This is a genomic window from Tannerella forsythia (assembly GCF_001006485.1).
GTDB classification, from domain to species: Bacteria; Bacteroidota; Bacteroidia; order Bacteroidales; family Tannerellaceae; genus Tannerella; species Tannerella forsythia.
This window is the reverse complement of the sequence record NZ_JUET01000030.1, coordinates 1-11,739: the sequence shown is the minus strand read 5'-3', so window position 1 is coordinate 11,739 and position 11,739 is coordinate 1. Positions and strand designations below refer to the sequence as shown.

General features: G+C 42.6%; 10 protein-coding genes. 5 read left to right on the top strand and 5 right to left on the bottom strand.

Annotation, left to right across the window (positions count from 1 at the left end; all coding sequences use genetic code 11):
- Positions 1-29: 29 nt before the first annotated feature.
- From Tanf_RS01115 to purN, 3 genes are read right to left on the bottom strand one after another with little or no spacing between them, the layout of a single operon-like run.
- Positions 30-791, bottom strand: coding sequence for a lipopolysaccharide kinase InaA family protein (locus tag Tanf_RS01115; RefSeq protein WP_046824592.1), 762 nt, complete (start codon positions 789-791; stop codon positions 30-32).
- Positions 788-1,822 (bottom strand): glycosyltransferase family 9 protein, encoded by a 1,035-nt coding sequence (locus Tanf_RS01110; RefSeq protein WP_014224502.1) that lies wholly within the window; start codon positions 1,820-1,822, stop codon positions 788-790. The genes Tanf_RS01115 and Tanf_RS01110 overlap by 4 nt, the downstream gene beginning before the upstream one ends.
- A gap of 43 nt (positions 1,823-1,865) precedes the next feature.
- Positions 1,866-2,453, bottom strand: coding sequence for a phosphoribosylglycinamide formyltransferase (gene purN / locus Tanf_RS01105; RefSeq protein ID WP_041591132.1), 588 nt, complete (start codon positions 2,451-2,453; stop codon positions 1,866-1,868).
- A 159-nt stretch (positions 2,454-2,612) separates the two neighbouring features.
- Here purN and Tanf_RS01100 point away from each other — a divergent pair, with 159 nt between their 5' ends.
- The 3 genes from Tanf_RS01100 to rnc are packed head-to-tail and all read left to right on the top strand — an operon-like array spanning position 2,613 to position 4,953.
- Complete coding sequence (locus tag Tanf_RS01100) at positions 2,613-2,849, top strand: acyl carrier protein (protein WP_014224504.1); 237 nt, start codon at positions 2,613-2,615, stop codon at positions 2,847-2,849.
- 17 nt (positions 2,850-2,866) lie between these two features.
- Positions 2,867-4,123: a beta-ketoacyl-ACP synthase II gene (fabF, locus tag Tanf_RS01095; RefSeq protein WP_014224505.1), complete on the top strand. Its 1,257-nt coding sequence runs from the start codon at positions 2,867-2,869 to the stop codon at positions 4,121-4,123.
- Between the two features lie 2 nt (positions 4,124-4,125).
- Entirely contained in the window at positions 4,126-4,953 is an 828-nt protein-coding gene (gene rnc, locus Tanf_RS01090; protein WP_236684353.1) for a ribonuclease III, read from the top strand.
- Between the two features lie 196 nt (positions 4,954-5,149).
- On the opposite strand, the gene Tanf_RS01085 is transcribed toward rnc, so the two are convergent.
- On the bottom strand, positions 5,150-5,503 hold the full coding sequence (locus tag Tanf_RS01085; protein WP_014224507.1) for an MmcQ/YjbR family DNA-binding protein: 354 nt from the start codon (positions 5,501-5,503) through the stop codon (positions 5,150-5,152).
- 111 nt (positions 5,504-5,614) lie between these two features.
- Complete coding sequence (locus tag Tanf_RS01080; RefSeq protein ID WP_014224509.1) at positions 5,615-6,625, bottom strand: ATP-dependent 6-phosphofructokinase; 1,011 nt, start codon at positions 6,623-6,625, stop codon at positions 5,615-5,617.
- Positions 6,626-6,771: 146 nt separating this feature from the next.
- On the opposite strand from Tanf_RS01080, the gene Tanf_RS01075 reads away from it, so the two are divergent.
- Entirely contained in the window at positions 6,772-8,208 is a 1,437-nt protein-coding gene (locus Tanf_RS01075; protein ID WP_046824591.1) for a bifunctional metallophosphatase/5'-nucleotidase, read from the top strand.
- A gap of 93 nt (positions 8,209-8,301) precedes the next feature.
- Positions 8,302-11,559, top strand: a complete 3,258-nt coding sequence (locus tag Tanf_RS01070; protein WP_046824590.1) for a TonB-dependent receptor — start codon at positions 8,302-8,304, stop codon at positions 11,557-11,559.
- Positions 11,560-11,739: the final 180 nt, after the last annotated feature.

The window sequence follows — 11,739 nt, the reverse complement described above, 5'->3', positions numbered from 1 at the left end:
GCGGACGAACAACAACCTTAACCTTCTCCTCATTTGAATTTCTTCAAAAATGCTTTTCGTTTCTTCCTATGTTCATCATAAATCCGCTTAATCTCTATCCCTTGAGCAAAATAGGATTCCATTTCCCACCCCATACATTCTATGTATCTTCTCAGCACATAATGATACAACTCATCCTGTACGTCGAACCGGGTGAGGTTATTGAGGCATTCGTATGCCGTAAAATTCTGCCCGAGGGCTTTGAAGCGCATCCGGTTCGTATCGATCAAAGAAAAGGTATAATGCCCGTCGTCGCGTGTGCGGAACAGTACATTCGTCGGATTCAAGTCGCCGTGAAGAATGCTCTTTTGATGCAATGCCGCCACTAACGCTGCAAAATCGTCGGCAATGACACGATCGAAAGGCTGCTGTGCAACAAGACGTTCATAGATCGCCGGCGCACCATCTTCTTCCGCAAGAAAATAACAATGAGAGAGCAGCCCCCTCCGACGTTGCTCAAGGTAGGCAATCTCGTGCGGCGTACCAAAGCCGCGATGACGCAAAACAGCTGCATAGAGGTAAGCACGTTGAGCTTTTGTTTTCCTGAAAAATCCATAGATGATCCGTTGAATCAGTATCGGTTTTTTGAAACGTTTCACGACCACAGGACGTCCCGAAGGCAACACGAAACGTTTCACCTGATTGCGTTTATCGTAAAGCATCTCTCCTTCCCCATCAAACATCATCGGCAGCTGCTCCAAGAAAGTTTCAACCTCATCGCCGGAATACGCCGGATGAATCGCGAATCTCATGCCTTACTCAGATAGTCGTTTATCTTTCGAACAATTTGTTCGGCTGTAATTTGTGACAAGCAGGCCCAATCGCCACGATAACAAGGTTTATTTCCGTACGTTGAACATGGCCGACAAGGCAAGTCGGCCTGTATCGCCAAGTCGTAAGGCTGTTTATAGCCGTAAAAACCTGCATATGGGTGGGTAGCCCCCCAAATGGAGATCACCTTCGTCCCGACAAGCGAAGCAAAGTGCATATTCGCCGAATCCATACACAGAAAGACATCCAGACGACTGATCAGCGCCAGTTCATGATCCAGCCGATGCTTCCCGGCCATGTTCCGAGCACCCGGATATTGAAACGCCCATTGATCGAGAACCGCCTCTTCGTAGCCTTTTCCGCCGAACAAAAAGATCGTCATGTCGTTTTGCCCCGACAGGGATTTGACGACTTCCTCCATCTCGTCAATGGGATAAATCTTCCCGCGATGCTTGGCAAACGGCGCGATGCCGATCCATTTACCTTGCTTCTCGCCGGCCATAGATGCAATCAATGCATCATCGGCAGGATGTTGTTCGTACAAAGAAATAAAGGTATCGGTAAAATGAAATCCGGCAGTCCGAAAAACATCGGCATAACGCGCCGATACAAGCCGCAGAGGGCGGATGGTTTTCGGAGGTCTGCCGGTCAGGCGTCTACGCTCTTCCCGCATCTTATCCACTATATATACCGGTCTACGCTGTAACCGGAAAGTAAAATCGATCACTCTGCTGCGAATAACGTCGTGCAGATCGAGAATTTTATCGAACTTATACCCGGTCAGAGCAAAAGCGAAACGCAACACCCCCCATAGCGTCTTCTCCGTGCTTTGCGTGTTGAGACCGATGATTCGTACATTTTCGGGACGATGGATGAAAATCGGTATCAGGAATGACTGCGTCAGTACGGTAAACGAGTCCTCAGGATTAGCTCGCGCCACCGAATAAATGACAGGGATTGTCATGGCTACGTCGCCGATTGCCGATAATCTTATGATCAATACTTTTGCCATTCTCTTGTGTCAAAAATCATACGCTCTGCACAAAGATACGATGCTAAAACGACTCGTGCAAGTTTTCGCCGAGCAGAACGCGCTCAATCACGGCGGGGTAATGCGCATATTCGAGGGCATGTACTTTAGTCGCCACATCTTCAGGAGTATCGGTCGGAGCAACCGGACAACGTGCCTGAAAAACAACTTGCCCTTCATCGTATCGGTCGTTGATAAAATGGATGGTAATCCCCGATTCCGTATCGCCGGCAGCCACGACAGCCTGATGCACGCGCATACCATACATTCCTTTCCCCCCATGTTTGGGGAGCAAAGCCGGATGAATATTGAGAATTTTTTTCGGGTAAGCACGTAAAATGGCGTCCGGAATCTTCTTCAGGAAACCGGCCAATACAATAAAATCGGCGCCATCTTCAGCCAATTTCTTCAAAACGGAGGTGCCACCGGACAGACTTTCTTTCGGGAAAGTTATGGAAGGAATCCCCAACCGTTTTGCACGATGGTGTACTCTGGCAGAAGCATTTTCGGAGTACACGGAAACCACTTCAACCATTTCGTTATCATGAAAATATCGTATGATATTCTCTGCATTTGTCCCATCGCCCGAAGCGAAAATAACCATCCTTTTCATCGCTTTCCCAAAAACAAGAAATGCACAAAAAACATAAAAATGTGCAATATTCGAGTTTTTTTGCCTTAAAAATTTGTTCTGTAAGATAAAAAATTCTTTCCTTTGCACTGCAAAAATAGAAAGTATTGCAAAAACAGTATTCATTTAAATCAAAAAATTATGTCTGATGTAGCATCTCGCGTAAAAGCGATTATTGTTGACAAATTGAGTGTTGAAGAATCGGAAGTAACAAACGAAGCAAGCTTCACGAATGATTTGGGAGCAGATTCTCTTGACACAGTGGAGTTGATCATGGAATTTGAAAAAGAATTTGGCCTCTCCATTCCGGATGACCAGGCTGAAAAAATCTCTACGGTAGGAGACGCTATTGCTTATATCGAAGCAAACGCGAAGTAATCTGCTTTTTATTCAGTATGGAATTAAAAAGAGTCGTAGTAACGGGTCTCGGTGCTCTTACTCCTATCGGCAACAACACCGCGGAAACGTGGGAGTCTTTGCAGAAGGGGGTAAGCGGCGCAGGGCCTATTACTCAATTTGATGCCTCCAAGTTCAAAACACAATTTGCCTGCGAAGTCAAAGGGTTCGACCCATTGCAGTACTTCGACCGGAAAGAGGTGCGCAAGTATGACCGGTATGCACAGCTCTCGCTCGTAGCAGCGACGGAAGCCGTGACAGATTCAGCAATGGACTTGGAAAAGGAAGATCTGAACCAGATCGGAGTGATCTTTGCCGCCGGTATCGGGGGTATCCGTTCGTTTGAAGACGAAGTACGGGACTACGATGCGGAGCGTGGGCCACGTTTTAATCCGTTCTTTATCCCTAAGATTATCGCAGATATAGCGGCCGGTCATATCTCGATGAAATATGGTTTCAGAGGCCCCAACTTTGCCACGGTCTCGGCATGTGCCTCTTCGACAAACGCCATTGCCGATGCGTTCAACTATATCCGTTTGGGCAAAGCCAATGCGATCGTAGCCGGAGGTGCCGAAGCCGCCATCGCCATTGTGGGGGTGGGAGGTTTCAACGCCATGAATGCGCTCTCGACACGCAACGATTCGCCACAGACCGCTTCCCGTCCGTTCAGTCAAAGCCGCGACGGCTTCGTTATCGGAGAAGGAGCAGCCTGTCTGATCCTCGAAGAGCTGGAACATGCTCTGGCACGCGGTGCAAAAATTTATGCCGAAGTAGCAGGCGCAGGTCTCTCGGCAGACGCTCATCACCTCACGGCAAGCCATCCCGAAGGATTAGGTGCAAAGCTGGTGATGCGGAATGCGCTGGAAGACGCGGAAATGAAACCGGAAGACATAGACTATATTAATGTACATGGTACGTCTACTCCTGTGGGCGATATCTCCGAAGTAAAAGCCATCAAGGATGTCTTTGGCGAACATGCTTACAAACTGAATATCAGCTCAACAAAGTCAATGACCGGTCATCTTTTAGGCGCTGCCGGCGCATTGGAAGCGGCAACCGCTGTGTTAGCCGTACGTGACGATATCGTTCCTCCGACCATCAATCATGCCGAGGGAGACGATGATCCTGAGATTGATTACAAACTGAACTTTACGTTTAACAAAGCACAAAAACGCGTGGTACGGGCTGCATTATCCAACACGTTTGGATTTGGCGGGCACAATGCCAGTGTAATTGTGAAAAAATTTGAGAAATAGACGTGCGTTTGTTCTTACAACAACTAAAAAGGCTCTTTATTCCTCAGAATAAAGAGCCTTATCTGTCCTTATCCCAACTGTTGGGATTCCATCCGAACGATGTGAAACTCTACGAACAGGCGCTTACACACCGCTCGTCACACTTTCCCGACGGCAAACGACCCCATAATAACGAACGGCTCGAATTTCTCGGCGACGCCATCCTCGGAGCGACTGTAGCCGATATTCTATACAAACATTTTCCGAACAAAAAAGAAGGTTTTCTGACCAGCGTACGCTCTAAAATCGTACAACGTGAGACCTTGAACCGTATAGCCCTCGAAATGGGGCTCGACAAGATGACCGTTGCCTCCATTCGCCCCAACTCTCACAACAACTGCGTATATGGCAATGCACTCGAAGCACTGATCGGCGCCATCTATTTGGATCACGGATATCGGAAATGCTTCAAGTTTGTCAAAGAGCGAATGATCGGTCATTATCTGTCGCTGGAAAAATTAGCCCGCAAAGAGATGAACTTTAAATCGAATTTGTTGGAGTGGGGACAAAAAGAAAAATTGAGAATCGATTTCGAACTGACAGACATCTATTCAGACAAAAACAAAAACCCAATATTTCATACCACTGTATCGGTTGAAAGTCATCCGTTAGCCACAGGCACAGGCTACACAAAGAAAGAGTCGCAACAAACGGCGGCCAAAAAAGCGATCCGGAGGATTCGCACAGATAAAAACATGCAAAGCCTGATTACCGAACTGAAACGCCAATCTTCGCTCAAGCCCGAGGGAGCGAGCCCCGATGTAGCGTATTTATCCCAGATTCCGCAATAGAACCAATTCTCCATGACGCGTGCAACATGTTGGTCGGCCTATGGCGTAAAAGCAGGGTCTACCTTGCCATCGCTCATATTCAAGAAACCACCTGTGAGCACCACGCCCATATAGTTCATCTTACAGAACGACAAGGTGGTGCGATAACGCTTGTCAACATCGGCTATCGACAGCCCGGCTTCTCCTGTTCTTTATTTTAAACTGTTATACTTTTTTTGCCCACAATTTCAAGTGAGCCCTTTATCAATCGCTTTATCAATTCGTCGTCAGCTCGTGTGATGTCGATACCAATCCAATATTTCGCAAAATTCTTGTTCGCATTGTAGGGCAGTCCGATGCAATCGTATTGCTCGCGCAACAGTATAGCCTCCTCCTCGCTGCATTTCATCGACACACGACTCAAGTCGTTGATATCGAAATAACAGAACATGTGGCCGCCGATGTAGAACACCAGGACGTCACGTGCAGCCCGAAACTTTTGGAAAGGAAACTTTTCTTCCACCTCGGGCGAGAGCGACAAACAGTAAGTGCGCAATGCTTCAATATCCATCTCAAGTTAATTATACAACAGCTTTAATCTTTCCGAAATCCATCTCCATCGGACGAATAAACGACCACGAGGATCATGAGACAATTAAAAGCAATCAAAAAATACCTTTTGTCATATCCCGAACGAAATCCCCATACGCTCCCCTTGTTTAATAAGCTCATTATCGGATGATACGCGTTTCGTCTTGCCCGCAATTTCGGCGAGCGGCACGGAGCCGATTTTTCCGTCTTTAAAACAGACCATACGCCCGAACTGTTTTTGAGCCACAAGCTCGGTCGCATGACCGCCAAGAAGTGTAGCCAGATTGCGGTCGAAAGGAGAGGGATTTCCGCCGCGCTGAATATATCCAAGCACTGTCTGACGCACTTCAATGCCCGTCGCCTCTCCCACGGCATGCGAAATATAATCAGCCGGACTGAGACAATCCGTCTTCAGTCCTTCCGCTGTCACAATGATGGAATACGGTTTGCCAAGATGCAAACGGTGCAATATCTTTTCATTGACTTTACGAATATCAAAACCCAGCTCAGGAATAAGGATAATATCTGCACCACCTGCCATACCGGCATAGAGTGCAATCCATCCGGCGCTATGTCCCATCACTTCGACAACCATCACACGCTTGTGCGAACTGGCTGTCGAGTGCAGACGATCAATCGCTTCGGTCGCAATATTGACTGCCGTATCAAACCCAAACGTGAGGTCCGTACCGTAAATATCATTATCGATTGTTTTGGGTACTCCAATCACATTCAGTCCGATTTGGAAAAGTTTGTTCGCCGTCTTCTGCGTACCGTTTCCGCCGATGCAGATAAGACAGTCAAGTCCCATTTCCATATAGTTCCGGCAGATGATCTCCGGCTTTTTATTGTCACCGGACTGAATAATCTTTTTGAAAGGTTTCTCGCGCGAAGTCCCGAGAATCGTTCCTCCCAGATTCAGAATACCCGAAAGCGTTCGTTCCGTGAAGAGCTCGGTATCTCGATTAAGCAAACCCGTAAAGCCGTTATGGATGCCTATCACCTCCATGCCATAGTGCATGATGGCCGTTTTACCTACTCCGCGAATCGTCGCATTGATGCCGGGACAATCTCCGCCCGACGAAAGAATACCGATTTTCATAAAATTTATTCATTAACGAACTACTTTGTACAAAGATACGTTTTTTGGAAAAGATACGAAACAGAAATAACAAAAAACAGCAAAGCAACACTAATGTAATATAAAATATACTATCTTTGCACCAAAGATAAAAAAAAACGGAATTTATGTTGAAGAAACTCACTACATGGATCATTTTGTTCTGTTGCGTAGCATGCGGGCAACAGGACAAACAGATTATTATACTTTCAACAAACGATATGCACGCACATATTGATGACTACGCGAAAGTAGCGGCTTACGTCGAACAAGAACGACAAAAAAATCCGAATGTATTGGTATTAAGCGCAGGTGATTTATTCTCGGGTAACCCGATCGTCGATTACTGTCCGAAATACGGTAACGGCTTTCCCATAATCGACTTGATGAACCGCATCGGATATCGTTTTACGGCATTCGGGAACCATGAATTCGACTACGGTCAGCATATCTTATGCGACCGTATGGCTCAAGCCGAATTCCCGTTCCTCTGTGCTAACATGACGGTTAACGACAGCCTTTGCATCAAACAACCCGAACCTTCGGCCACGATCGAAATCGACGGAGTGAAAATCGGCATCATCTCAGCCATTCAGATCGAAAACGTAAACGGTCGGCTCATTCCTGCTACACATCCCGACAAAGTAAAAGGCATTACGTTTACAAACCCTGTGGAAGCGCTCTGCGCATTACGGGAGATACGAAATCAATGTGACGTATTCATCGCTTTGACACATACAGGTATAGATACAGATAAAGAGATCGCCGAACGTATGCCTGAACTGGATCTAATCGTGGGTGGACATACGCACACGAAACTTGATACGGGAATCATCGTAAACAATGTTCTGATCACACAGGCAAACGAATATCTGAAATATATCGGTAAAACAACGCTTACAGTCAGAAACGGCAAAGTGGTTGAGAGAAAAAATGAGCTGATTAACCTTTCCAAACTGCGTGACGAAGATGAATCCATCAAAGCATTAATCGCTAAATATCACGACGAATCGCCGATGAATGAAATCATTGGAGAAGCAGGAAAACAATTTGACGGGAAAGAAGCGCTTGGCAATCTGATGACCGATGCCATCGTAAACGTACATCAAACGGATTTCGCCTTTCAAAATGCCGGCGGAGTACGCATCGGGAAAATCGAAAAAGGTGACCTTACCATGGGAAAAATCTATGAATTGGACCCGTTTAACAACCGTATCGTGATCATCGAAATGAAACCTGACGAAATCCGTTCACTCATCAAAAACTCACATAAACGCAGGAACAAACGCGCTGACTTATTTGTGTCGGGGATGACATACAAAATTTTCACAAAAGACGGTATAGCGGAACTCGTCGAAATGAAAATGGCAAACGGAAAACTGCTCGACGAAAACAAATATTACCGCGTTGGAATCAATGATTATCTTGCATCGGCATATACGTACGAGCATAAAAAAGCACCGCAGATTACCGACAAAACATCGGAAGAAACTCTTGTGGAGTATATCCGAAACAAAAAACAAATCACACCACAATACCCTCGTACGGAAGTGGTTGAAAAATAACGATAAAATGCCTGATTATCGAACAAACCCATAGAAACAACATAATCGTTAGAATCAAAAAGAAATTTATTTAACTAATTAATATAAGCACTTATGATAAAAAAAATTCAATTTCTTGCAGTAATGTTTCTTCTTATGACAACTACTGCAATACAAGCACAGGTAACGACCGCAAGTATGAGCGGACACGTGACAGATAAAGAAGGAGCAGTGATAGGTGCAACTATTGTCGCCACACATGAACCTTCGGGAACAACGTATGGAACAATTACCAACGTAGATGGACGATATAACCTGAATGGAATGCGCGTAGGTGGTCCATATAAATTAGAAGTATCATATATCGGATACAAAAAATCGGTAACAACCGGAATAACACTTTCATTAAGTGAAAATTATGTATTAAACATTCAACTTATAGAAGAAGCTGTCGGATTAGATGAAATTCAAATTGTAGCAAAAGGTGGAAGTTCAAATATGAACAGCGACAGAGCCGGTGCTGTGACCAATATTAATACAAGAATTATTAGCACATTACCTTCAGTTAGCAGAAGTTTGACCGACTTTACGAAACTTACTCCTCAAGCAAATGGAGCAGCTATTGGAGGAGGTACTTACCGACAAAACAATATTACAATTGATGGAGCTTCTTTTAACAATAAGTTCGGTATCGGACAAAGTATGCCTGCAAACGGTTCACCGATTTCTTTAGATGCGATTGATCAGATATCGGTAAGCGTAACTCCTTATGATGTTCGACAAAGCGGATTTCTCGGAGCTTCTATTAATGCGGTGACTCGTTCAGGCGATAATGAATTCAGAGGATCAGTCTATACCTATCTGAACAACGAAAAATTTAAAGGAAATAAAGTAAAAGATCAGACTTTTGAGCGCACAGAAAGTAGATATAACCTGTACGGCATACGTTTCGGAGGTCCTATTATTAAAAATAAATTATTTTTTTTCATTAACTATGAAACGGAAAAAACGATTGTTCCCGGTCCATCAAGAATAGCTGCAACAGATGGTAATCCTTATACTGACGGATCAAATAATATCGCTCGTCCGCTTGCCAGCGAAATGGATATGATCAGTAAATATCTTTCCGAAACGTACGGTTATGAAACAGGACCCTATCAAAATTATTCAAACGAGAGTCCGGGAATGAAATTTTTAGCTCGTGTAGATTGGAATATAAACAATAATCACCGTTTAAATATCCGATATAACATCACAAAAAGTAAAGAACCTTTGTACCCAAGCACTTCATCATCCCAAATTTTCCCCTCACCTTATGACAGAAGTTATAATAGAAGGGGAATGTATGCAATGTGGTATAAAAATACCGGGTATTTTCAAGAACAAAATTTTTCATCTGTTGCTGCCGAATTAAATTCCTCATTTGGAAAATTAAGCAATTTATTCAGATTTACTTATACAAATCAAGACGAACCTCGTTCTACTTCCGGTAAAGCATTTCCTTTTGTAGATATATTAAAAGATAAAACTCCATTCGTAAGTTTCGGAACAGAACTTTTTTCACACGGAAATTTACGAAAAGTTGAATCCTTTACTTTAAATGATGATGTTACATTTGGTGTAAATAAACATACCATTACAGCCGGATTACAATTCGAATATAATCATACAAAAAATGGTTTTCAACGTTTTGGAACAGGATATTATGCTTTTGATTCATGGGACGATTTTATTTCAAATAAGCCTGCAAAATCATTTGCAATTACACATCCCAACGATCTTTCCATTTCACAGGCATTTCCTTCTTTTAAATTTAACCAGTTTACCTTATATGCACAAGATGAGATAAATATATCTGAACGATTAAAAATATTAGCCGGAATACGAACTGATTTACCTTTTTATCCGAAAATAAATACATATAATCCTAAAGTTGCAGAGTTAGACTTTGACAGCAAAAAATTCGATACGGGAGAATTACCGTCAGCCAAAGTTTTATTTTCTCCCCGTTTAGGATTTAATTACGATATAAAAGGCGATCGTTCTATTGTTTTACGAGGAGGTACTGGTCTTTTTACGGGAACGATTCCTTTTGTATGGATTGTAGCTCAAGCAAGTGATGCAGGAGTATTACAAACAACTTATTCAGGTAAATCAATTCCATCATTTAAACCGACAACTTCTGAAATTTTAAATGAAATCTATCCGGGTGGACTAAAAGCAGAACCAGCATTACCCTCAGCAATAGTAAAAATAGATCATAATTTAAAATTACCACAGAACTGGAAAAGTAGCCTTGCCATTGACGTCAAGTTACCATGGAATATGAATGCTTCACTAGAAGGAATTTATAGTAAAGATATTCATTCGGTAGCTGTAACGAATGTGGGATTAAAGCCTGATGCTTTTCAAATAAACGGATATCCGGATCAACGTCCTATTTCCAAAAAACAATATTATCAATCTAAATTAAAGAATGTATATTTACTTAATAATGCAGGAAAAAATGAATATTGGTCTATCACGGCAAAATTACAGAAATCGTTTGAAAATGGTTTTGATGCTTCAATAGCCTATACACATAGTTACGGAAAGAGCTCGGGCGATGGAATCGGTGATCAAGTAGGTTCTGCTTGGTTCAATGATCCTCGTACTTACGGTTCAAACTCTCATGATATAGGTTATATGAACTATATTTTACCCAATCGCTTAATAGCTTCTGTTTCGTATAGAAAAGAGTATGCCAAATATTTCGCTACAACCGTATCTTTATTTTATGAAGGCGGTGAATCAGGTCGTTTTTCTTATTTATACGCGAACAACTTAAATAATGACGGAGGAGGCAATGCTGTGCTTTATATTCCGAAAGACAAATCTGAAATAACATTTGCCGATCTATTCGATACGAATAAAAAAAGCCCTAATTACGGTAAAGTTATTTATACGGCTTCGCAACAAGAAACCGACTTTTGGAATTATGTCGAACAAGATGCTTATTTAAGAACTCACAAAGGAAAATATGCGATGCGTAATGGTGCACTCATGCCTTGGGTAAATACTTTCGATATAAAAATTTTGCAGGATTTCTTTATACATGCCGGCGGAAAACGAAATACAATACAAGTAGGTTTAGATATCATAAATGTAGGAAATCTTCTAAACAGTAAATGGGGAATCCGTCATAGCGTAAATAAAAATAATATCTTAGAAGTAGCAAATATGAAAGAAGTTATAGAAGGAAATGGCTCAGTAAAACCAATCTTTAACTTTCTTAAAAACGGAAAGGAAATACTTAAAGAAACATATAGACCTAACATAGGATATGCTTCAACATATTATATGCAACTAAGCTTACGTTATATATTTAATTGATTATCTAACAAATTCACAGATATTCTTCCCTCGGAAACACCTCTTGATTTTCGAGGGATTTTTTTACCAGTTACTTTCTCAGGAAGAAATGAAGTAAGCTGAAAACTCAAAAAACAGTTGTTTATAAAAATCGAAAAAAAAATTTGATTAATCTGTTAGGTTTTTAAACGAATATCAAAT

Bases quoted from the DNA above. Each gene is read 5' to 3' on its own strand.
- fabF (WP_014224505.1), top strand. From the start codon at position 2,867: ATGGAATTAAAAAGAGTCGTAGTAACGGGTCTCGGTGCTCTTACTCCT.
- Tanf_RS01110 (WP_014224502.1), bottom strand. From the start codon at position 1,822: ATGGCAAAAGTATTGATCATAAGATTATCGGCAATCGGCGACGTAGCC.
- Tanf_RS01115 (WP_046824592.1), bottom strand. From the start codon at position 791: ATGAGATTCGCGATTCATCCGGCGTATTCCGGCGATGAGGTTGAAACT.
- Tanf_RS01100 (WP_014224504.1), top strand. From the start codon at position 2,613: ATGTCTGATGTAGCATCTCGCGTAAAAGCGATTATTGTTGACAAATTG.
- purN (WP_041591132.1), bottom strand. From the start codon at position 2,453: ATGAAAAGGATGGTTATTTTCGCTTCGGGCGATGGGACAAATGCAGAG.
- Tanf_RS01080 (WP_014224509.1), bottom strand. From the start codon at position 6,625: ATGAAAATCGGTATTCTTTCGTCGGGCGGAGATTGTCCCGGCATCAAT.
- Tanf_RS01075 (WP_046824591.1), top strand. From the start codon at position 6,772: ATGTTGAAGAAACTCACTACATGGATCATTTTGTTCTGTTGCGTAGCA.
- Tanf_RS01070 (WP_046824590.1), top strand. From the start codon at position 8,302: ATGATAAAAAAAATTCAATTTCTTGCAGTAATGTTTCTTCTTATGACA.
- Tanf_RS01085 (WP_014224507.1), bottom strand. From the start codon at position 5,503: ATGGATATTGAAGCATTGCGCACTTACTGTTTGTCGCTCTCGCCCGAG.